Here is a 21,003-nt window from a genome sequence, read left to right on the forward strand (position 1 = left end):
CGGCGCCCGGACCGGGCGCCGCCGGTCAGCGGGGGAGCGCGGCCTCGTCCGGCCTGCGCGCCGGGTGGACGGGCACGGGGACGGCGCCCGGCTCCGGCGGGGGGCTGCCTCGACGCAGCAGGCGGGCGATGCTGAGCACGGCGTAGGCGGCGACCGCCATCAGCACGATGGTCCCGCCCGAGGGGGTGTCGGCGTACCAGGAGACCGCGGTGCCGCTGACCGACACGGTGACCCCGATCAGCGCCGCGATGACCAGGCTGCTCCGGAAGCTGCGGGCCACCAGCTGCGCGCAGCCGGCGGGCAGCACCATCAGCCCGCTGATCAGCAGCAGGCCGAGCACGCGCATCGACAGCGTCACGGTGACCGCGGTGACCACGGCCAGCAGCAGGTTCAGCTGCAGCACGGGCAGCCCGCTGGCCCGGGCGTGCTCCTCGTCCAGCGCGACGGTGAACAGCGACCGGCCCAACCCGATCGTCACCGCGAGCACGACCACGGCCATCCCGGCGAACAGCACCAGGTCGCCCCGCGTCGTCGTGGTGAGCGCACCGAACAGGTAGCTGTCCAGGGTGATCGGGGTGCCGGCCGGCGCCCGGGTGACGACGACGACGCCACCGGCGAGCCCGCCGTAGAACATGATCGCCAGCGCGACGTCGGCGCTGGCCGACCGGCGGGCGCGCAGCACCTCCACCGCCACTGCGCCGGCCACCGTGGCCAGCAGCGCGGTGAGCACCGGCGCGGACCTGGTGACCAGGCCGACCGCCACCCCCAGCAGCGCCACGTGGCCCAGGCCGTCGCCGATCAGCGACAGCCGGCGCTGCACCAGGTAGACGCCCACGGTGGGCGCGGTGAGGCCGACGAGCACGGCGGCCGCGAGGGCCAGCCGCATGAACTCGTAGCTCAGCACGGGGCGCCCATGCCCGGCAGCGTCACCGTCCTGGTCACCACCTCGGCCAGCGGGCCCAGCTCGTGCACGACCACCACCACGGCCGCGCCGGTCTCCGCCAGACCCGCGAGCGTGGCAGCGAGCACCCGCTGGCTGGCCGCGTCCACGCCGGCCGTCGGCTCGTCCAGCAGCAGCAGCTCCGGGTCGCCGGCCAGCGCGCGGGCCAGCAGCGCGCGGCGCTGCTGACCGCCGGACAGCTCCGTGAGCAGCCGACGGTCGAACCCGGCCAGCCCGACACCCTCCAGCGCGCAGTCGACGGCGCACCGGTCGACCTCGCCGAACCGCTGCCAGGCCCGCAGCCGGCTCAGCCGGCCGGAGGAGACCAGCTCGCGCACGGTCACCGGGACGCCGCCGGCCACGGTGTGCCGCTGCGGCACGTAGCCGACCCGGTGCCAGTCGCGGAACCGCGCCCGCGGCACGTCGAACAGCCGTACCTCGCCGGCCTGCACGTCGCACAGGCCCAGCACCCCCCGGACCAGCGTCGACTTGCCGGCCCCGTTGGGCCCGCGGACCGCGACCACCTCCCCGGGGCGGACGGTCAGGTCGACGCCGGTCAGGACGGCGTCCCGGCCGTGACCGAAACCGCCGCCGCGCACCGTCAGCGCGCTGTCGCAGGCAGTCGAGGCCGCGGTGGGCGCCTGCCGGGGTCGGGTGCTCAGGAGCACTGCTGACCCGCCTGCAGGCCGGCCAGGTTGGCCCGCATGAGCTCCAGGTAGTCCCCGCCCGCCGACTGGTCGGTGAGCCCTTCGATCGGGTCCAGCTGCCGGGTCTCCGCGCCGGTCTCCCGCGCCACGGTCTCGGCGACGGCGGGGCTGACCAGGGTCTCGAAGTAGATGGTGCGCACGTCGTGCTCGCGGACGAACCCGGTCGCCTCGGTCAGCGCCTCGGTGGCCGGCTCCTCGTCCGGCGCCAGCCCGCTGATGCCGAACTGCTCGAGGTCGTAGGCGTCGGCGAGGTAGCCGAAGGCGGTGTGGCTGGTGACCAGCTCCCGGCTGGCGCAGTCGGCCAGGCCGGCCCGGAACTCCCCGTCCAGCTCCTCCAGCTCGCCACGCAGGACCGCGGCGTTGGCGGCGTACTGCTCGGCGTTGGCCTCGTCCACGGTGGCCAGGTGCTCGGCCAGCGCCTCGCCGACGGCGGCCATCCGCATCGGGTCGTGCCAGAAGTGCGGGTCGGTCACCTCCTCGTCGGCGTGCTCCTCGTCGCCGTGTTCCTCCCCGCCGTGTTCCTTCTCGGCGTCCTCTTCGTCCTCGGCGTGCCCGTGGTCGTGGGCCTCGAAGGTGAGCGACAGGTCGGCCGGCTCGCCGGCGTCGAAGGCATGCTCGGCGGCCTGCTGCTCGACGGCGGCGTCCACGGCGGGCTGCAGGGTCGGCAGGAAGACGACCACGTCGGCCTCGGCCGTGGCGGCGACGTCGCGCGGGGTGAGCTCGTACTCGTGCGGCTCGGCGCCGTCCGGGGTGAGGGAGGTGACGTCGGCCAGGTCCCCGGCCACCTGCTCGCTCAGCCAGGCGAGCGGGTAGAAGGCCGCCACCACCGCCAGCTGGTCGCCGTCGGCACCGGCTGCACCGGCGTCGGCCGTGCCGGAGCAGCCGGCCAGCGCGACCGCCCCGGCGCAGGCGAGGGAGAGGGCGGGCAACGGGCGGGCGGGGCGTCGACGGGACGGGAGTTGCATGGTCCCGATGGTCCAGCTAATGAGAATCGTTGTCAAACCTGCGGCGACCTGTGAGGCGGCAGCGTGCTCAGCCCACGCCGGCGGGCTGTTCCGGCGACGGGGCCGCCGCCCGGACCGGGAGCCCGGCCGGGGCCGCCGGCCGGCGCGGCCGGCGGCTCAACCCGGAGAGCGACACCGCCAGCACGGAGGCGGCGACCAGCGCACCGGTCGGGGCCAGCACCGCCCAGGGCGCCCGCTCGACGTAGGGCATCCCCTCGGCCAGCAGCAGCCCCCACTCCGGCGTCGGTGACGTGGCGCCGAGGCCGAGGAAGCCCAGCGCGGCCAGCGCCAGCGCGATGCCCGGCAGCCGCAGCACGGCGTTGCGGGCGGCCGCCGGCAGGACGGCGGGCACTACGTACCGCCAGGTGACCGTGGCCGGTCCCACCCCGAGCACCGGGAGCACGGTGACGTGCCGCTGGCGCCGCACCTCATCCGACGCGGCGGCCACGTACGCGGCGATCGGCGCCCAGGCGACCAGCGAGACGGCCAGCGCGGCGCCGGCCTGCGAGGTGCCCAGCGCCGCGGCGACGAGCACGCCGACGATCACCGGCGGCGCGGCGTTGGCCACCTCCACCGGCCCGACCGAGGCCCGTGGCGCCAGACCCACCAGGACGCCGACCACCAGCGTCGCCAGCACGACCAGCGTGGCCGTGCCGACGGTCTGCACCGCGCCGTGCGCCACCCGGGCCAGCAGGTCGCGCCCGCTGGCGTCGGCACCGAAGGGGAGCGCGGCGCTGGGTGCGGCCAGTCGGGGGTGCGCGGAGGTGAAGGGGTCGCGGCCGAGCCCGGCGGCCGCCACGAGGGCCAGCAGCCCGGCGGCGCCGGCCGGGAGCAGCCAGTCCCGGCGCCGGGAGGGGGTGGCCCGGGCCGGCACCGGCACGCTGCCGCTGCGCATCGCCCGGCCCAGCAGCAGCGCCCGGGTCAGCGCGGCCAGCCCGCCGAACACCGCGGAGACACCGAGCAGCAGCAGCATCCCGGCCTGCAGGGTCGGCAGGTCCTGGGCCTCCGCAGCGCCGAGCACCGCCCGGCCGAGCCCGGGGACGGCGAACACCTGCTCGACGGCGACGGCGCCGCCGGTGAGGCCGACGAGCACCAGCGCCACCTGCGTGGTCAGCGCGGGCAGGGTGCGGCGCACCAGGGCGCGGCTCAGCTGCCCGGCCGACGCGCCGGCGACCTGCCAGGTGGACACCCAGTGCTCGGTGGCGGTCACGGTCAGCCCGTCGGCGACCAGCCGGCCGATCAGCCCGCCCGCGGGCAGGCCCATCGCCAGCGCCGGCAGCACCACCGAGGACGGGCCGGTCCAGCCGTAGGGCTGGAACCAGCCCAGCCACACCGCGCCGACCAGCAGCAGCACCGAGGCCAGCAGGAACTCCGGCAGCGCGGTGAGCGCCGCGCCGACCGCCCCGCCGGTGCGCCCCCGCCCGCCCCGGCGCAGCGGCGGCCAGCACAGCAGCGCCGCCGTTCCCAGGGCGACCAGCAGGGCTGCGCCCATCAGCGTCACCGAGACGCCGAGGGCCTCGACCAGCCCGGGGCCCACCGGTCCGCCGGAGATCCAGGAGGTGCCCAGGTCGCCGCGGGCCAGCCCGGACAGCCAGTGCCCGAGCAGCCCGAGCGGGCCGGCGTCCAGGCCGAGCTCGGCCCGGATCGCGGCGAGCGCCTCCGGGGTGGCCTCCTGCTCGGCCGAACGTGCCCGCAGGATCGACAGCTCCGGGCTGCGGCCCGACAGCCAGGGCAGCACCCCGACCAGCGCCACCACGCCGAGGACGGTGACCGCCCGGGAGGCGGCGGTCACCCATCCCCGCCGTGGCACGGCTCAGTCCTCGCCGACGGTGGTGTCGGCGTTGATCAGCGCCCGCTCGCGCGGGTCGCGCACGGCACCGGAGACGCCGGACGCCTCGCCCTGGATGACCCGCTCGTGCAGCATCGGCACCGCGGCACCGGTGTCCAGGATCGCCCGCTCGGCGTCGATGACCGCCTGCTGGCGCTCCGGGCCGGGAGCGGCGGCCGCGGCCTCCTCCAGGGCGGCGTCCACCGCCGGGTCGCACAGCTGGGAGATGTTGAAGGAGCCCTCGCAGGCGAAGTCGCTGTACATGTAGGCGACCGGGTCACCGGAGTCCAGCACCGTGGCGCGGGACAGGATGAACGCGTCGAAGGCCCCGGCCAGGGCGTCGGCCTCGATGAAGGCGTACTCCCGCACGTCCTGCTCGACGGTGAAGCCCACCGCCTCCAGCTGCTGCTCCAGCAGCACGGCCACCTCGGGCAGCTCCGCCCGGTCGGTGAAGGTGCCCAGGGTGATCGTCGTGCCGGCCGGCACGGCGGGCGCCGACGGGTCCGCCTGGTCCGCGCGCAGGTCGGCGGCCCAGGGGATCGCCGGGCCCAGCAGTCCCTCGGCGATGTCGGCGCGGCCCTCGTAGACGGTCTCCACGATGGTGGCCCGCTCGACTGCGGCCCGGGCGGCCGCGCGCACCGCGGGGTCGGCGAACGGCCCGGAGGCGGTGTTCAGGTACAGGGTGTTGGTGCGCGGCATCGGCACCTCGTGCACCAGCTCCTCGTCGACCAGCCCGGCCTGGGAGACCGGCACCGCCTCCACGACGTCGGCGGTGCCGGTGCGGAGCGCCGCGGCCCGGGCAGTGCCGTCGGGCACGAAGGCGACGTCGATGCCGGCGGCGGCCGCGGGGTCGCCCCAGTAGCCGTCGAAGCGGTCGAGGGTGGCGCCGGAGGTGCCGTCCACGGCGACCAGCTCGAACGGGCCGGTGCCGGTGCCGACCGGGTCGACCCGGCCGTCCGCCCCGTACGCGGCCGCGGCGAGCACCGCCAGCTGTGGGCTGGACATCCGCTGCGGCACCAGTGGGTCGAGCTCGCCGGTGGTGACCACGACGTCGGAACCGTCGGCGGTCGCGGTCAGCTCGACGCCGTCCAGGATGCGCGGCCGCGGCGAGGCCTCGTTCGCGGCGGTCAGCGCGGCGGCGGCCTGCTCGGCGGTCAGCTCCGTGCCGTCGTGGAACTCGACCCCCTCGCGGACGGTGAAGCGCCAGGTGAGGTCGTCGGTCTGGGTCCACTCGGTGGCCAGCGCCGGCTGGGCGTCTCCGTCGGCGTCCAGCACCACCAGGGTCTCGGCGGTGCTCCAGCGGGAGAGCTTGAAGGCGTCGTCGGTCAGCGGGTTCAGGCCCGAGCGCGGCGGCTGCAGCATCGCCAGCGAGATCCGGCCCTCGTCGGCCGGGTCGCTGCTGCCGCCGTCGGCGGAGCTGCTGAAGCAGCCGGTGGTCAGCAGGGCGACGGTGGCGCCGAGCACGAGCAGGCGGGGGGTGCGGGAGGAGGACATCGTTCCGTTCTCTGATGGGCGGTGCAGGGCTGGGTCAGGCGGGGAGGGCTGGGACGGCGGCGAGCAGCTCCCGGGTGCGGGGGTGCGCGGGGCGGGTGAGGAGGTCGGCGGTCGGCCCCTCCTCGACGACGAGCCCGTCGGCGAGCACGACGGTGCGGTCGCAGAGCCGGGCGACGACGGCCAGGTCGTGGGAGACCAGCACCAGCCCCAGGCCCTGGCGGGCGGAGAGGTCGGCCAGCACCTCGACCACCTGGTCGCGCACCGGCAGGTCCAGGCCGCTGACCGGTTCGTCGGCCAGCAGCAGTGCCGGCTCCGGGGCGAGTGCCCGCGCCAGCGCCACCCGCTGGGCCTGGCCGCCGGAGAGCTCCCCGGGCCGGCGCCCGGCCAGGTCGGGGTCCAGGCCCACCCGGGTCAGCGCCGTCGTCACGGCTGCGGCGTGGTCGCCGGGCACCTGCAGGTGCCGCAGCGGCACGGTGACCAGCTCACGGACGGTCGCCCGGGGGTCGAGCGACCCGGCCGGGTCCTGCGGCACGTACTGGACCAGCCGGCGGTACCAGCGCAGCGACGCCGTCGACCCCGGGCGGACGGGGCGACCGGCGAAGGTGACCGTGCCGCGGCCGGGGCTCTCCAGTCCGAGCAGGCAGCGCAGCAGCGTCGACTTGCCCGAGCCGGAGGTGCCGACCAGCCCGACCCGCTCCCCGGGCGCGACCTGCAGGTCGACCCCCCGCAGCGCGGCGATGACGTCGCGCGGGCCCCACGGCCGCCGCCGGGGCAGCTGGTGGCCGCGCACAATGCCCGTGGCGGTCAGCACCGGGCTCTCGACCGGGCGGCTCACGAGGCGGCACCCATCCGGGCCGGGAGCGCGCCGGCTCGGGCGGCGTCCACGAGCGCGGCGCTCTGCTCGTGCTGCGGCGCGGTCAGCAGCCGGGTGATCGGGGCGTCCTCGACGACGGCGCCTTCGTGCAGCACCACCGCGCGGTCGCACAGCGAGGCGGCCACCGCGAGGTCGTGGGTGATGAACAGCAACGCGGCGTCCCGGCTGGCCTCGCGCAGCACCGCGACGACCTGGGCCTGGGTGACCAGGTCCAGGGCGGTCGTCGGCTCGTCGGCGACCAGCAGCCCGGCCCGGGAGGCGAGGGCCATGGCGATGCAGACGCGCTGCCGCTGGCCACCGGACAGCTCGCCGGGGGAGCTCCGCAGCACCCGCTCGGTGTCGTCCAGGCCGACCGCCGACAGCAGCTGCGCGCGCTGGCGCGCCAGTTCGGCGCCGCGCAGCCCGCGGTGGTTGCGCAGCGGCAGGGCCAACTGCGCGCCGACCGGCACCAGCGGGTTGAGTGCGGCGGCCGGGTCCTGACCCACCGCGGCCACCCGGGCGGCCGTGGACCGGCGGGCCGGCGGCAACCGGGTGACGTCGACACCGGCCACCCGCACGCTGCCCCGGACCTCGGCGCCGACCGGGAGGGTGCCCAGGACCGCTGCGGCGGTGAGCGACTTGCCCGATCCCGACGCGCCGATCAGCGCCACCCGCTCGGTCGCCGCGATCTCGAGCCGGACGCCACGCACCAGCGCGCGGCCGCCGAGGGAGACCGTGAGGTCGTCGACGACGAGGGCCGCACCCTGACCTCCCAGCTCCGCCGTATTGATAATCATTGTCGGCAATGTACCCGGCGGTGTTGGGTGCTCGTCGGCTGCCCGCCGCGGGCCGGTCGTCTTGCTGCAAACGGATTGCAATACGGTGCTCGGCGCGAGGCCCACTCGCAGCCCGGTCGGGCGACTCCCCGCCGCCGGTACGACGCAGCCCCTGGAGGAACCTCTTGGCCGCACGCACGCCCTCCGGCCGCCGAGTGGGCGCCGTCCGCCCCGAGCTGTCCGACCTGCTCGGCAGCACCGGGGTGCTCCCGCAGTCGGCGAGCACCCCCGAGGAGGCCCGGGAGCTGCTGGCCCGGGACGGCGCGGTCGTCGTCGCCGAGCCGACCCCCGGCCCCGAGGCGCTGCCGGTCGTGGCGGCCCAGGTCTACGGCGACCGGCTGCGTCAGCTGTTCGCCGTCCGCCCGCTGCGCCAGCAGTCCGGCGAGCTGCTCGGCCTGCACAGCGACGGGGCGTACGTCGTCGTCGACGTGCACGGCCGCACGGTCGCGCTGCGCGACCCGGACGAGGACGGGCTGCTTCAGCGCTGCGTCCGGCCCGCGCCCGAGGGCGGGGACTCCTTCCTGGTCGACGGGTACGCCCTCGTCGACGCGCTGGCCACCGGGTGCCCGGAGCTGCACGCCTTCCTGACCGGCACCGACGTCGACTACTTCGGCGGATGGGCCTCCGCGCCGCACGAGGTGCCCCGCACCCCGCTGGTCCGCCGGCTGGTCGAGCACACCCGGGCCGGCCGCCGGGTCGTGCGGGCCAGCGAGACCGCCGTCTCGGTGCCGCGCGAGCCGCGTGCCGCCGAGCACGACGCGCAGCTTGACCTGTGGGCCGACGTGCTGGCCACGGCCGTCGACGTCGTACCGCACTTCCGGCTGGAGGCCGGCGAGGTGCTGGTCGTCGACAACTACCGCTGCCTGCACGGCCGCGACCCGTTCACCGGCCAGCGCGACGTCGACGTGCTGACCGTGCTGACCGCGGACGCCTGGTGACCCCGGACGCCGGATGACCGTCGACACCCCTCTGCTGCAGGTCCGCGACCTCACCGTCGGCTTCGGCGGGCGTCCCGTCGTGGCCGGGGTCTCCTTCGACCTCGCCGCCGGCGAGCGGGTCGCCCTCGTCGGCGCCTCCGGCTCGGGCAAGACGCTGACCACCCTGGCGCTGCTCGGGCTGCTGCCGGCGGACGCCGTCGTCACCGGCAGCGTCCGGGTCGACGGCACCGAGGTGGTGGGTGCGGCCGAACGGGAGCTCCGGCCGCTGCGTGGCCCGGTCACCGCCCTGGTGCCGCAGGACCCGGGCACGTCGCTCAACCCGCAGGTCCGGGTGGGCCGGCAGGTCGCCGCACCGCTGCGCCGGGCCGGGGTGAGACGCAGCGCGGCTGCCTCGCGGGCGGCCGTGCTGCTGGCCGAGATGCGGCTGCCGGCCGGCAGCGGACGGCGCTTCCCCGTCCAGCTCTCGGGCGGGCAGCGGCAGCGGGCCGCACTCGCCCTGGCGTTGGCCGCCGGTCCGCGGCTGCTGGTCGCCGACGAGCCGACCTCGGCGCTGGACGCGACCGCGCAGCACGGCGTGCTCGCCGTGCTCGGCCGGGCCACCCGCGAACGTGGCGCCGGGCTGCTGCTGGTCACCCACGACCTGGCTGCCGCGGCCACCACCTGCGACCGGGTGCTGGTCCTGGCCGAGGGGCACCTGCTCGCCGACGGGCCGCTGCGCGAGGTGCTGGCCGGGCACGCCCACCCCGCGGTGCGCGCGCTCGTCGAGGCCACCGCTGCGCTGAGCCCGCCGGTCCTGGTGGGCGCCCGGTGAGCGCCGAGCTGCTGCTGGCCGCCCGCGGGCTGACCCGCCGGTACCGCGGCAGCGCCGGGCCGGCGCTCGACGGGGTGGACCTCGGCCTGACCGCAGGTCAGCGGTTGGCGGTGGTGGGGGAGTCCGGCGCCGGCAAGTCCACGCTGACCCGGCTGCTGCTGGGGCTGGAGCGGCCCGACGCCGGGGAGGTCACCTACCGCGGCCGGCCGGTGCAGCCGGGCCGGCCGAGCGCGCTGCACTGGTTCCGCCGCGCCGTGCAGGTGGTGCCCCAGGACCCGGGGCGCTCGCTCAACCCGCGGATGCGCGCCGGCCAGGCCGTCGCCGAACCGCTGCGCTGCCTGCAGGTGCCGGGTGACCACCGGGCCCGCGTCGCCGAGCTGTTGCTCGCCGTCGGGCTGGACCCGGACGCCGCCGGCCGGCTGCCGCACGAGTTCTCCGGCGGCCAGCGGCAGCGGATCGCGCTGGCCCGGGCGCTAGCGCCGCGCCCGCAGGTGCTGATCGCCGACGAGCCGGTCAGCGCGCTGGACGCCGCCGTCCGGCTGCAGGTGGTGGAGCTGCTGCGGGCGGTCAGCGATGCCGAGGGCGTCGCGCTGCTGGTGGTGTCGCACGACTTGGGCGTCGTCACCGCGCTCTGCTCCGACGTCGTGGTGCTGGCCGGCGGCCGGGTCGTGGAGTCCGGGCCGGTGACCCGCGTGCTGACCGATCCGGCCAGCCGCGAGGCGCACGCGCTGGTGGCCGCCGTCCCGCGGCTGGTGCTGACATGACCGGCGCCGGCCGGACCGGGCGGATCAGCTGGGAGCCGTTCGTGCTGTTCCGGCGGCTGCCGGCCGTGCCCCGGCTGCTGCTGCTGTCCCAGCTGGCGTTCAACATCGGCTTCTACCTGGTGGTGCCGTTCCTGGCGGTGCACCTCACCGAGGACCTGGCGCTGGCCGGTGGGCTGGTCGGCCTGGTGCTCGGCGTGCGCACCTTCAGCCAGCAGGGGCTGTTCTTCCTCGGTGGCGGGCTGGCCGACCGTTTCGGCGTCAAACCCGTCGTGGTCATCGGCTGCCTGATCCGGATCGCCGGGTTCGGGGTGCTCGCCGTCGCCACCTCGCTGCCCGCCGTGCTCGCCGGCACGGTGCTGGTCGGCTTCGCGGCGGCGCTGTTCTCCCCGGCGGTTGAGTCCGCACTGGCCGACCAGGGGCACCGGCTGGAGGCCGCCGGGGTGGTCACCCGGGCCGAGGTCTTCGGCCTGGACGCCATCGCGAGCAAGCTCGGCTCGGTCACCGGGCCGGCGCTGGGTGCCGTCCTGCTCACCGTGCCCTTCAGCGTCACCTGCTGGATCTCCGCCGGCGTCTTCGGCGTGGTGCTCGCCGCCCACCTGCGCTGGCTGCCACGTGACCTGCGCACCGAGGGCAGCGGGCAGGAGAGCGTGCTCGCCGGGTGGGGGCACGTGCTGCGCAACCGCACCTTCCTGGCCTTCACCGCCTGCTACTGCACCTACCTGCTCAGCTACAACCAGCTCTACCTGGCCCTCCCCGTCGAGCTCTCCCGGGCGACCGGCGGCCAGGGCGCGCTGGGCTGGCTGTTCGTGCTGGCCGCGGTGTCGGTGCTGCTGTTCCAGCTGTGGGTCACCGCACGCGCCCGGCGGGCCGGGGTGCAGCGGGCGCTGCCGTTCGGCTTCGCGCTGATGAGCGCGTCGTTCCTGCTGGTCGCGGTCTGCGCCCCGTTCGCCCCGCCCGCCGGGATCTGGGCGCTGGCGCCGGCGGTCGGCATGGTGCTGCTGCTCTACACCGGCCAGATGGTCGCCGTGCCCCTCGCCCGGGACCTGGTGCCCCGGCTGGCCGGGGAGCGGCGGCTGGGTGCCCACTTCGGCTTCCTCGCCTCCGCCGGCGGCGCCGCGGTGCTGGTCGGCAGCACCGGGGTGGGCGCCCTGCTCGACCTCGCCGACCGGCCACAACCGGCCGCCGCCGTCCCGTGGCTGGTGCTCGCCGCCCTGCCCGCGGCCTCGGCCGTCGGCCTGGCGCTGCTCACCCGGCGGATCGCCCGCACCCCGGCGGCGGGGGCGCCGGCCCCCGCCGTCCCCGCCGAGGAACCGGTGCACCCGTGACCGGCCGACCGAGAAGAGGGACCATGCCCCGCCCCGCAGGTGCACTGCTCGCGCTGCCCCTCCTGCTCGCCGGGTGCTTCGCCCCCTCGGGCGAGCAGGCCGCCGACGGCGGGCAGCGGCTGGCGCTGGCGCTCGCCTTCCCCCCGGTCGCCGCGCTCTCCCCGTTCTCCGACGACGCGGCGCTGCTCACCCGGATGGGCGTGGGGGAGACGCTGGTGGGGCTGGACGAGGCCGGCCAGCCCGTCCCGCTGCTGGCCGAGAGCTGGAGCCGGGTCGACGACCGCACCGTCACCCTCGACCTGCGGGGGGACGTGCAGTTCCACGACGGGACGCCGCTGGACGCCGAGGCGGTCGTCGGCGCCCTGACGGCAGCGGCCGCCGCAGCGCCGGCCCCCCGGTCGATCGACGGCCTGGGGCTCACCGCCCGTGCGGTGGACGAGGACACGGTCGAGGTCCGGGTGGCCGAGCCCGATCCGCTGCTGGTGCACCGGCTGGCGGCCCCCGGGCTGGTGGTCCTCGCCACCTCGGCCTACGCCGACCCGGCGGCGCCGGACCCGGTGGGCGCCGGCACCGGGCCGTTCGAGCTGACCGAGCTGCGCGGTGCGTCGGGTGCGACCCTCACCGCGGACGCCGACCACTGGGCGGGCGCGCCGGAGCTGGCCGGCGTGGACGTCACCTTCCCCGCCGACGCGGCCGCGCGCACTGCCGGGCTGCGAGCCGGTGAACTGGACGTGGCGGTCAACCTGCCCATCGCCCAGCTGTCGACGCTGACCGACACCGAGGTGCTCTCCGTGCCGTTGCCGCGGCTGGTCTCCCTCTCCCTGGACACCGCGGACGGGCCGTTCGCCGACCCGGGCCTGCGCGCGGCCGCAGTCGCGGCGATCGACCCGCAGCCGGTGGTCGAGGCGGTCTACGAGGGCCGGGCCGACGTCGCCGAGGGGCTGTTCGACGACGACACCGCCGGAGGCCTGGACCGGCCGGCGGTCACGCTGCCCCCGGCCGCCGACCCGGCCGGGACGAGCATCCGGCTGGCCACGTACTCCGACCGGCCCGAGCTGCCCGAGGCGGCCGCGGTGCTCGCCGAACAGCTGCGGCAGGCCGGGTTCACGGTGGAGGTCGTGGTGGCCGAGTACGCCACCCTGGAGACCGACCTGCTGGCCGGCACCTACGACGCGGTGCTCGCCAGCCGGCTCTACCTGGGCGACACCGGCGACCCGGTCGGCTACCTGGCCGCCGACCTGACCTGCGAGGGCAGCTACAACCTGGCCCGGCTCTGCGACCCGGCGATGGACGCCGTCGTCGCCGAGGCAGCGACCCTGGCCGACCCCGAGGAGCGCCGGGCGGCGGCGCTGCGGATCGAGGCCCAGGTGCTCTCGACCGGCGCCGTGGTGCCGGTGCTGCACGAGCGAACCCACACCGGGTACGCCCCGACGGTCAGCGGTCTGGCCGTCGACCGGTTCGACCGGCTGCTGCTCGGCACCGGGACGACGGTCGAGGAGTGACCGCCGCCGGCCGGGTGCGGCAGGTGGCTCCGGCCCGGCCGCGGCACACTCCCGGACGGCTCCGGTCGGGCCTGCTCCGCCCCGCGCTGACCGGGCTGGGCGCGGTCGCCGGCACCGGGCTGCTGGTCGGGGCGCTGCCCTGGCTGTCCGGGGACGACCCTGCTCGCACCGTGCTGAGGGCCCGGGAGGTGGAGCGCGAGCCGGACCCGGCCGCGCTCGACGCGCTGCGCGAGCAGCTGGACCTCCCCGCCGACCCGGTCCGCGGCACGGTGGCCTGGCTCGGACGCGCGGTCACCGGCGACCTCGGCACCTCCTGGGTCAGCGGACAGCCGGTCGCCGAGGTCGTCCCGCCGGCGCTGGCCGTCTCCGCGACCCTCTCCGGGACGGCGGCAGCGGTGGCCGTCGTGCTCGCCGTGCTGTTCGCGTGGCCCGCCGTCCGCCGGGCCGCCGACGGCCGCGCCGACGGCGGCGGCGCCGCCGGGGTGCTGGCTGCCGCACTCGCCGCGCTGCCGGAGTTCGTGCTGGCCGTCCTCGGGGTCGCGGTGGTGGCCGTGGGCTGGGGGCTGCTGCCCACGTCGGGGTTCACCGGCCCGGAGCACCTCGTGCTGCCCGTCCTGGCCCTCGCCCTGCCGGCCGGGGGACTGCTCGGCCGGGTGCTGGCCGGCGCCGTCCGGGAGGCCGCGGGGGAGGCGTGGGTGCGCACCTGGCGGGCCGCCGGCGTCTCCCGGGCAGCGGTGCAGGGCGCGGTCGCCCGGCGGGCGCTGACCGTCGTCGTCCCGCAGGTCCTGCTGCTCCTCGTCGGCCTGCTCGGGGCCGGGGCCGTGATCGAGGCGGTGTTCGACGTGCCCGGGCTCGGCCGGGTCGCGCTGGCCGCTGCGCTGGCCCAGGACCTGCCGGTCGTGCAGGCCGCCGTCGCGTTGCTGGTGCTGCTCGGTCTGGCCGCCGGCGGGGCCGGGGTGCTGCTGCACCGTGCGCTGCTCGGGCCGGCGGGCACCGACGGCGGGCTGTCGCCGGAGCTGCCGCCCCCGGCGCCCGGCGCCGGTCGGTGGGCGGCCGGGCTGCTCGCCGTGCTGTTGCTGGTGGTCCTCGTCGGCGTGTTGCGCGACCCCGCCGCCCAGGACCTCGGCGACCGGCTGGCCGCACCGTCGTGGGCCCACCCGCTGGGCGCGGACGCGCTGGGCCGCGACGTGCTCGCCCGGTTCGCCGCCGGCGCCCTGCCCTCGGTGGGGCTGGCCCTGCTGATCAGCGCGGTGGTCCTGGTGGTGGGGGTCGCTGCCGGACTGGTCGGCCGGGAGCGGGCGGGGCTGGCCGACGTGCTCAACGCGCTGCCGGCGGTGGTGGTGGGCATCGCGGTGGCCGCCGTCGCCGGGCCCAGCCTGGCCGGCGCGGCCGTGGCGGTGAGCCTGGTCGCCTGGATCCCGCTGGCGGTGCACACCCGGACCCTGGCCGCCGAGGTGCGCGCCTCGGGGTTCCACCTCGCGGCCCGCACCAGCGGGGCCGGTCGCTGGCACCTGGTGCGGCACCACCTGCTCCCGGTGGTCCTGCCGCCGGTCGGCCGGCACGCGCTGCTGCGGGTGCCGCACACCGCGCTGGCGCTGGCGGGGCTGTCCTTCCTCGGCCTCGGGGCCGGCGCCGAGTCACCGGAGTGGGGCCGCAGCCTCGCCGACGGGGTGGTCTACCTGGAGCGGGCGCCCTGGCTGGTGGCGGTGCCCGCAGCAGGGCTGGTGCTGCTCGGGGTCGTCGCCGGGCTGGTCCGCACCGGCCGCTGAGCCGGCGGACCGCCCTCGGCCTCGCGGGCGGCGGCCCGCCAGGCCGAGGAGCGCAGCAGCCGCAGCCCGTTCAGCGCGACCAGCACGGTCGACCCCTCGTGCCCGGCCACGCCCAGCGCCAGCGGCAGCGTGCCGATCAGGTCCCACGCCACCAGGACGACGATCACCGTGCCGGCGACCACCAGGTTCTGCACGACCAGCCGGCGGGCGCGGCGGGCCAGCGCGAGCACCGTGGGCAGCGCGGACAGGTCGTCCCGGACGACGATGGCGTCGGCGCTCCGCAGTGCCAGGGCCGACCCGATGCCGCCCATCGCCACGCCCACGTCGGCGGTGGCCAGCGCCGGGGCGTCGTTCACCCCGTCGCCGACCAGCGTGACCCGGTGCCCGGCCCGCTGCAGCTCGCCGACCGCGGCGGCCTTGTCCTCCGGCAGCAGCCCGGCCCGCACGTCGCCGAGCCCGGCCTGGGCGGCCAGCGCGCGGGCGGCTCCGGCGTTGTCCCCGGTGAGCAGCACCGGCTCGGTGCCGGTCTGCCGGCGCAGCGCGGCGACGGCACCGGCGGCCTCCGGGCGCAGCCGGTCGGCGAGGGCCAGCACCCCGGCCGCGTTGCCGTCCACGGTGACGACGACGGCGGTGCGACCGGCGGACTGCTCCTCGGCCACCAGCTCGGCGACCGCGAGCTGTCCCGACGTCGGCGCGGCGACGGTGACCGCGCGACCCCCGACCGTGGCGGCGACCCCCGACCCGACCGCGGCCCGGAAGCCGGTGGCCGGGGCCGGGGAGAGCCCGGCGACGCGGGCGGCGGTGACGACCGCGCGTCCGATCGGGTGCTCGCTGGGCCCCTCGGCCGCGGCGGCCAGGGCGAGCAGCTCGTCGCCGGTCGTCCCCGGCAGCGGGCGGACGGCGACCACCGCGGGCGTGCCGTCGGTGAGGGTTCCCGTCTTGTCCAGCGCCACCACCGTGGTGGCGCCCAGCTGCTCGAGCACGACGGCGGAGCGGATCAGCACCCCGTGCCGGCTGGCGTTGGCGATCGCCGACAGCAGCGGCGGCATGGTGGACAGCACCACCGCGCACGGCGAGGCGACGATCATGAAGGTCATCGCCCGCAGCAGCGCCTCCTGCAGCGACTCCCCGAACAGCTGGGGGACGCCGAACACGGCCAGCGTGCTGACCACGACGCCCATCGAGTACCGCTGTTCCACCTTCTCGATGAACAGCTGCGTGCGGGCCTTGGTGGCGCTGGCCTCCTCGACCAAGGTCGCGATCCGGGCGATCACCGCCTCGGCCGCCGGCCGGTCGACCCGGACGGTCAGCACGCCGGTGCCGTTCGACGTCCCGGCCCAGACCTCGTCGCCGGGCGCCTTGTCCACCGGCAACGGTTCGCCGGTGATGGACGCCTGGTCGACGTCCGAGCCGCCGTCCAGGACGGTCCCGTCGGCCGGCACCCGCTCGCCCGGCCGGACCACCACCACGTCGCCGACGGTCAGGTCGGCCGCGGGTACCGCGCGTTCCCGCCCGCCGGCCAGCACGGTGGCCTGCTCGGGGGCGAGGTCGGTGAGCCCGCGGACGGCGTCGGCGGTGCGGCGGGTGGCCACCGTCTCCAGCGCGCCGGAGGTGGCGAAGATGACGATGAGCAGCGCGCCGTCGAAGACCTGGCCCAGCGCGAGCGCACCGATCGCGGCCAGCACCATGAGCAGGTCGACGTCCAGGGTGCGTTCGCGCAGCGCGGTGATCCCGGCCCAGGCCGGCTCCCAGCCACCGGTGGCGTAGCAGCAGAGGTAGAGCGCCCAGGCCAGCGGCTGCGGCCCGTCCAGCAGCTGCACCAGGCCCCCGGCGAGGAAGAACGCCAGCGCGGCGGCGGCCCAGCGCACCTCCGGTACCGCTCCCCAGCCGGGCAGCCGCGGTCGCCGAGCAGGAGCGGGGACGGCCTGCTGCGGGGCCTGCGTCAGGGTCACCGCGTCACCTTATCTGCGCAGATGCGCAGACACGCAAGTCGACGTCCGGCCTAAGGTGCAGGCATGGCACACACCGGCATCGACGGCTTCTCCATGCCGTCCGGCGACGCGGTGCGGCGGGCCGCGGAGGCGCTGCGCATGCTGGGTGACCCGACCCGGCTCAACGTGCTCTGGGCGCTGATGCAGGGCGAGACGTCGGTCGCCTGCCTGGCCGAGCTCGCCGGCACCTCACCCACCGCGGTCAGCCAGCACCTGTCCAAGCTGCGGCTGGCCGGCCTGGTCACCAACCGGCGCGAGGGCACCTTCGTCTACTACCAGTTGGCCGACCCGCACGTGGGTGCGCTGCTGCGCCAGGCGCTCTCCCACGCCGGGCACCCGGTCGACGACCGGGTGTCCGAGCCCCGCTGACCTGACCGCGGTCAGCCGGCGGCGGGCTGCCCGTCGCCGTCCGGCCGGCTGCCGCGGTGCCGGAGCAGCCGCGCGGTGGTCCTGGTCGTCGCTCCGGGTGGCCGTGCCGGGCGGGCCCGCGGAGTTCGAGCCCGACGAGTGGGTGGAGGTGGTCGGCACCCACGTCCCGCCGCAGGTCGACCCGGCGGTCGGGTACCCGGAGCCGACGATCGACGCGGCGTCGGTGGTGGCGGTGGAGGCCCCGGTCGAGCCCTACGAGTGAGCCGGTGGCGGGACCCGCAGTCGACAACAGTTCTCACATGCTCCTATCCTCATGCGAAGAACGCCGGGCTCCATCCGCAGGGCGCGGGCCGCCTCGACGAGGAGACGACCAGATGATCCGCAACACCCGCCAGCGCACCGCCGTCAACGCCGTCTTCGACGAGCTCGAGGGCTTCCACAGCGCGCAGGAGGTGCACGCCCGGATGCGGGCGGCGGGGGACACGATCGGGCTGTCGACGGTGTACCGGGCCGTGCAGGCGCTGGTCGACGACGGTGAGCTCGACTCCATCCGCACCGACGCCGGTGAGGCGATCTACCGGCGGTGCAGCACCCGGCACCACCACCACCTCGTCTGCCGCGTCTGCGGCCGCACCGAGGAGGTCGAGGGGCCCACGGTCGAGCGCTGGGCCGACCGCGTCGCCGCCGAGCACGGCTTCGTCGACGTCACGCACACGCTGGAGATCTTCGGCACCTGTGCGGCCTGCCACAGCGCCGGGGCGCCCTCGGCCGACCAGCCGGGCTGAACCGCCCGGCCGGTCGACGGGGAGGGGTCACATCGCACCCTCCCGGGCGGCCTGCCACAGGTCGATGCCGGCGTCGACGGCGTGCTGGTCGATCGCGGCCAGCTCCTCGGCGGAGAACTCCAGGTTCTCCAAGGCGGCGACGTTCTGCTCCAGCTGCCGCACGCTGCTCGCCCCGATCAGCACCGAGGTGACCCGGGGGTCGCGCAGCGCCCAGGCCAGCGCCAGCTGCGGCAGGCTCTGGCCGCGGGCCTGGGCGAGCTCGTTGAGCGCGCGCACGTGGGTGACGTACTCGGGGGTGATCATCCCGGGGTCCAGCGACTTGGACTGGCCGGCCCGCGAGCCCTCCGGCACGCCGTCGAGGTACTTGTCGGTGAGCATCCCCTGGGCCAGCGGGGAGAAGGCGATGCAACCGGCGCCCACGTCGGCGAGGGTGTCCAGCAGCCCCTCGGTCTCGATCCAGCGGTTGAGCATCGAGTACGAGGGCTGGTGGATCAGTAGCGGCGTCCCCAGGTCGGCCAGGATCTCCGCCGCCTGCGCCGTCATCTCCGGCGAGTAGGAGGAGATGCCGGCGTAGAGCGCCTTGCCCGACTGGACGGCCGTGTGCAGCGCGCCCATGGTTTCCACCAGCGGCGTCGTCGGGTCGGGTCGGTGGCTGTAGAAGACGTCGACGTACTCGACGCCCATTCGTTGCAGTGACTGGTCCAAGCTGGACAGCACGTACTTGCGCGAGCCGCCGCCCTGCCCGTAGGGGCCGGGCCACATGTCGTAGCCGGCCTTGGTGGAGAGGACCAGCTCGTCGCGGTACGGGCGGAAGTCGTCGGCCAGGTGCCGGCCGAAGTTGGTCTCCGCGCTGCCGTAGGGCGGTCCGTAGTTGTTGGCCAGGTCGAAGTGGGTGATCCCCAGGTCGAAGGCGCGCCGCAGGATGTCCCGCTGCCGGTCGAAGGGGACATCGTCCCCGAAGTTGTGCCAGAGGCCGAGGCTCACCGCCGGCAGGTCCAGGCCGCTGGTGCCGGTGCGCCGGTAGGTCATCGAGTCGTAGCGGGTGCTCTCCGCGGAGTAGGCCATGGGCTGATCGTGCCCGGCGGGCAGCGGGTCAGCGACGACGGGGGCGACGGCCGCGGCGCCCACCACCGGTCGCCGGCCCGGCCGAGGTGGCCCAGTGCGCGGGGCGGGTCAGGTACCCGGGCAGCGACGTGCCCGCGTCGCCGGTGGCGGCGGTGAGCTGCGGCTGGGTCAGGAAGAGGGCGCCGGTGAGGTCGGCGCCCCGCAGGTCGGCGGCGCGCAGGTCGGCCCCCAGCAGGTCGGCGCGGCGCAGGTCCGCACCCCGCAGGTCCGCCCCGATCAGGTAGGCGCCGCGCAGGCTCGCCCCGTGCAGGTCCGCGCCGCGCAGTGCGGCGCCCATCAGGTCGGCGCCGCGGCGGTCCCGGGCCCGGTCGGGCACGTCGGCCCGGGCGGCGTCGCTGACCCGGCCGAGCAGCTCGCCGACCTCGCGTCGCAGGGTCGCGGCGTCCAGGCCGGCCAGTTCGTCAGCGGCCGCCCGGGTGAGCTCCTCGGTGCGGGCGTGCGCGGTTGCGACCTCGGTGGCCAGTGACCCGGCCGGCAGCAGGGTCCGCGCCTCGGTGAGGTGCCACAGCAGCTCGGTCAGCTGCCGCATCACCGGGAAGACGGCGGACACGGCCGCTGCTGTCGCTGCATCGGTGCGCCAGTCCCGGCCCGGGAAGGTGTCCTCGGTGACCCGCTGGCCGGCGCCGAAGCAGTCGAAGACGACGCAGCCGGGGAACCCGCGGTCACGCAGCTGGTCGTGCACGCCGCAGCGGGCGTCGGGCTGCAGGTTCGGACACGGAGTGCCGGCCGGCTTGTCGATCGCGAAGTCCGCCGAGGCGGCGAAGGCCGGCACCACGCAGCACAGCCCGCTACAGCGACTGCAGTCAGCGGTCAGGTCCCGCCGCGCCTCCGCCAGCAGGGGGAGGGTGGTGCGCGGGTCGGACACAGGGGCCTCCTCGCAGCGGGTGTGGTCGTGCAGGTCAGCCGAGGCGGCAGACGCAGCCGCGGTCCAGGGCGGCAGCGGCGGTGGCCCGGCAGAACCGCGCGCCGATCGGGTCGTGGGCGTCCATCGGGTGGGCGCAGGCGGGGCAGCCGAGCTCGTCGCCGGCGCGGTCGGCGGGGGCCGGGAGGGCGGAGGTGGACGAGGGGGCGTACGTGGATGCGGTCATGGCGAGGGCCTGACTCCGCCGACGGCGCGGCGAGGCTGCCCCGGGAGGGGATCGCCGTCCCGGACGGTTGTCCAGGACCGGCGAGGTGACCGTGACCCCGACGCTACGCCGCGCTCGGTCCTGCCGCGTCGGACTCTCCGAGGGCACCCCGGCGGAACTGCGCCTCGCCGGCGCCGGAGAGGCGTAGCGTCCGGCCCCTGGAGCCGACCGGTTCCCGATGAGGGAGTGGTCATGGTCGACAAGAACGCGTCCAAGAAGTCCGGCTCGAGCATCAAGGAGAAGCGGGCGGCCAAGAAGGCGTCCGCGGAGACCAGCTCCGGCATGGAGAAGCTCACGCACGGCAAGAACTGACCCCGCGCCCGGTTCCCCAGCGGGGGGACCGGGTGGTCAGCTGGGTCAGGCCGACTGCCGGGTGACCAGCTCGCGCAGCGCGGCGACGACCATCGCGTGGTCCTCCACCTGCGGCAGCCCGGAGACCACCACCACGCCCACCGGGCCCACGTCGCGCACCAGCAGCGGGAAGCCCCCGCCGTGGGCCACGTACTGCTGCGGGTCCAGCCCGAACTGCTCCTCGAACGTCGTCCCGGCCTCGCGGGAGCGCTGGCCGACGTAGAGCGAGCTGTGCCCGAACCGGTGCACGGTGGCGGCCTTGCGGGCGATCCAGGCGTCGTTGTCCGGGGTCGCGCCGGTCATCGCCGCGTGGAAGAGCTGGTGGGAGTGCCGCGAGATCTCGATCGCCACCGGCAGCCGGCCGTCCTGGGCTCGGGCCACCAGCGCGGCGCCCAGTGCCCACGCGTCGTCGTTGGTGAAGCTGCGCAACTGCAGCTCCTCCTCCTGCGCGGCGAGCTCGGCCAGGGGTGGGAAGTCGCTCATG

21 protein-coding genes are annotated in these 21,003 nt (G+C 76.6%); 9 read left to right on the forward strand and 12 right to left on the reverse strand.

Annotated features, from left to right (window positions below; all coding sequences use genetic code 11):
• Window positions 1–25: 25 nt before the first annotated feature.
• From IN07_RS00160 to IN07_RS00190, 7 genes are all read right to left on the reverse strand, one after another.
• Complete coding sequence (locus IN07_RS00160; RefSeq protein WP_052090386.1) at window positions 26–904, reverse strand: metal ABC transporter permease; 879 nt, start codon at window positions 902–904, stop codon at window positions 26–28.
• Window positions 898–1,608, reverse strand: a complete 711-nt coding sequence (locus tag IN07_RS00165; RefSeq protein ID WP_197058285.1) for a metal ABC transporter ATP-binding protein — start codon at window positions 1,606–1,608, stop codon at window positions 898–900. Before IN07_RS00165 ends, IN07_RS00160 begins: the two co-directional genes overlap by 7 nt.
• The gene (locus tag IN07_RS00170) at window positions 1,599–2,612 is read right to left on the reverse strand and encodes a metal ABC transporter substrate-binding protein (protein WP_036332359.1); all 1,014 of its coding nucleotides are present in this window, start codon (window positions 2,610–2,612) and stop codon (window positions 1,599–1,601) included. Before IN07_RS00170 ends, IN07_RS00165 begins: the two co-directional genes overlap by 10 nt.
• Before the next feature lie 67 nt (window positions 2,613–2,679).
• Complete coding sequence (locus IN07_RS00175) at window positions 2,680–4,461, reverse strand: ABC transporter permease subunit (RefSeq protein ID WP_036332361.1); 1,782 nt, start codon at window positions 4,459–4,461, stop codon at window positions 2,680–2,682.
• Between the two features lie 3 nt (window positions 4,462–4,464).
• A complete protein-coding gene (locus tag IN07_RS00180; protein WP_036332363.1) occupies window positions 4,465–5,973 on the reverse strand; it encodes an ABC transporter substrate-binding protein in 1,509 nt (502 codons plus the stop codon).
• Window positions 5,974–6,007: 34 nt separating this feature from the next.
• Complete coding sequence (locus IN07_RS00185; RefSeq protein ID WP_036332365.1) at window positions 6,008–6,808, reverse strand: ABC transporter ATP-binding protein; 801 nt, start codon at window positions 6,806–6,808, stop codon at window positions 6,008–6,010.
• The gene (locus IN07_RS00190) at window positions 6,805–7,623 is read right to left on the reverse strand and encodes an ATP-binding cassette domain-containing protein (RefSeq protein WP_052090388.1); all 819 of its coding nucleotides are present in this window, start codon (window positions 7,621–7,623) and stop codon (window positions 6,805–6,807) included. The genes IN07_RS00185 and IN07_RS00190 overlap by 4 nt, the downstream gene beginning before the upstream one ends.
• 164 nt (window positions 7,624–7,787) lie before the next feature.
• Here IN07_RS00190 and IN07_RS00195 point away from each other — a divergent pair, with 164 nt between their 5' ends.
• From IN07_RS00195 to IN07_RS00220, 6 genes are read left to right on the forward strand one after another with little or no spacing between them, the layout of a single operon-like run.
• Entirely contained in the window at window positions 7,788–8,600 is an 813-nt protein-coding gene (locus tag IN07_RS00195; protein WP_197058286.1) for a TauD/TfdA family dioxygenase, read from the forward strand.
• Window positions 8,601–8,613: 13 nt separating this feature from the next.
• Window positions 8,614–9,411, forward strand: a complete 798-nt coding sequence (locus IN07_RS00200) for an ATP-binding cassette domain-containing protein (protein ID WP_036332367.1) — start codon at window positions 8,614–8,616, stop codon at window positions 9,409–9,411.
• Window positions 9,408–10,175 carry an ABC transporter ATP-binding protein gene (locus IN07_RS00205; RefSeq protein ID WP_081975070.1) on the forward strand — a complete coding sequence of 256 codons (768 nt, stop codon included), beginning with the start codon at window positions 9,408–9,410 and terminating at the stop codon, window positions 10,173–10,175. The genes IN07_RS00200 and IN07_RS00205 overlap by 4 nt, the downstream gene beginning before the upstream one ends.
• Window positions 10,172–11,500, forward strand: a complete 1,329-nt coding sequence (locus tag IN07_RS00210) for an MFS transporter (RefSeq protein ID WP_052090392.1) — start codon at window positions 10,172–10,174, stop codon at window positions 11,498–11,500. The genes IN07_RS00205 and IN07_RS00210 overlap by 4 nt, the downstream gene beginning before the upstream one ends.
• A gap of 23 nt (window positions 11,501–11,523) precedes the next feature.
• Window positions 11,524–13,002: an ABC transporter substrate-binding protein gene (locus IN07_RS00215; RefSeq protein ID WP_036332369.1), complete on the forward strand. Its 1,479-nt coding sequence runs from the start codon at window positions 11,524–11,526 to the stop codon at window positions 13,000–13,002.
• Entirely contained in the window at window positions 12,999–14,771 is a 1,773-nt protein-coding gene (locus IN07_RS00220) for an ABC transporter permease subunit (RefSeq protein ID WP_197058287.1), read from the forward strand. The genes IN07_RS00215 and IN07_RS00220 overlap by 4 nt, the downstream gene beginning before the upstream one ends.
• Here the strand turns inward: IN07_RS00220 and IN07_RS00225 are convergent.
• The gene (locus IN07_RS00225; RefSeq protein WP_064972336.1) at window positions 14,678–16,723 is read right to left on the reverse strand and encodes a heavy metal translocating P-type ATPase; all 2,046 of its coding nucleotides are present in this window, start codon (window positions 16,721–16,723) and stop codon (window positions 14,678–14,680) included. The genes IN07_RS00220 and IN07_RS00225 overlap by 94 nt on opposite strands.
• 63 nt (window positions 16,724–16,786) lie before the next feature.
• Between IN07_RS00225 and IN07_RS00230 the strand changes: the two genes are divergently transcribed.
• The 3 genes from IN07_RS00230 to IN07_RS00235 all read left to right on the forward strand — a co-directional run bounded on the left by IN07_RS00230 (window position 16,787) and on the right by IN07_RS00235 (window position 17,916).
• On the forward strand, window positions 16,787–17,131 hold the full coding sequence (locus IN07_RS00230) for an ArsR/SmtB family transcription factor (RefSeq protein ID WP_036332371.1): 345 nt from the start codon (window positions 16,787–16,789) through the stop codon (window positions 17,129–17,131).
• Between the two features lie 103 nt (window positions 17,132–17,234).
• Window positions 17,235–17,393, forward strand: coding sequence for a hypothetical protein (locus IN07_RS25010; protein WP_156118976.1), 159 nt, complete (start codon window positions 17,235–17,237; stop codon window positions 17,391–17,393).
• A 112-nt stretch (window positions 17,394–17,505) separates the two neighbouring features.
• Window positions 17,506–17,916, forward strand: coding sequence for a Fur family transcriptional regulator (locus IN07_RS00235; RefSeq protein ID WP_036332373.1), 411 nt, complete (start codon window positions 17,506–17,508; stop codon window positions 17,914–17,916).
• Between the two features lie 27 nt (window positions 17,917–17,943).
• Here the strand turns inward: IN07_RS00235 and mgrA are convergent, their stop codons facing one another.
• The 4 genes from mgrA to IN07_RS00255 all read right to left on the reverse strand — a co-directional run bounded on the left by mgrA (window position 17,944) and on the right by IN07_RS00255 (window position 21,002).
• Window positions 17,944–18,981, reverse strand: coding sequence for an L-glyceraldehyde 3-phosphate reductase (mgrA, locus tag IN07_RS00240; RefSeq protein WP_036332454.1), 1,038 nt, complete (start codon window positions 18,979–18,981; stop codon window positions 17,944–17,946).
• A gap of 28 nt (window positions 18,982–19,009) precedes the next feature.
• The gene (locus IN07_RS00245; RefSeq protein WP_231557914.1) at window positions 19,010–19,906 is read right to left on the reverse strand and encodes a pentapeptide repeat-containing protein; all 897 of its coding nucleotides are present in this window, start codon (window positions 19,904–19,906) and stop codon (window positions 19,010–19,012) included.
• Window positions 19,907–19,940: 34 nt separating this feature from the next.
• Entirely contained in the window at window positions 19,941–20,129 is a 189-nt protein-coding gene (locus IN07_RS00250) for an RGCVC family protein (protein ID WP_036332375.1), read from the reverse strand.
• Between the two features lie 396 nt (window positions 20,130–20,525).
• Window positions 20,526–21,002: a heme-degrading domain-containing protein gene (locus IN07_RS00255; RefSeq protein WP_036332377.1), complete on the reverse strand. Its 477-nt coding sequence runs from the start codon at window positions 21,000–21,002 to the stop codon at window positions 20,526–20,528.
• Between the last annotated feature and the right edge of the window lies 1 nt (window position 21,003).

It is taken from the genome of Modestobacter caceresii (genome assembly GCF_000761485.1).
Classification (GTDB): domain Bacteria; phylum Actinomycetota; class Actinomycetes; order Mycobacteriales; family Geodermatophilaceae; genus Modestobacter; species Modestobacter caceresii.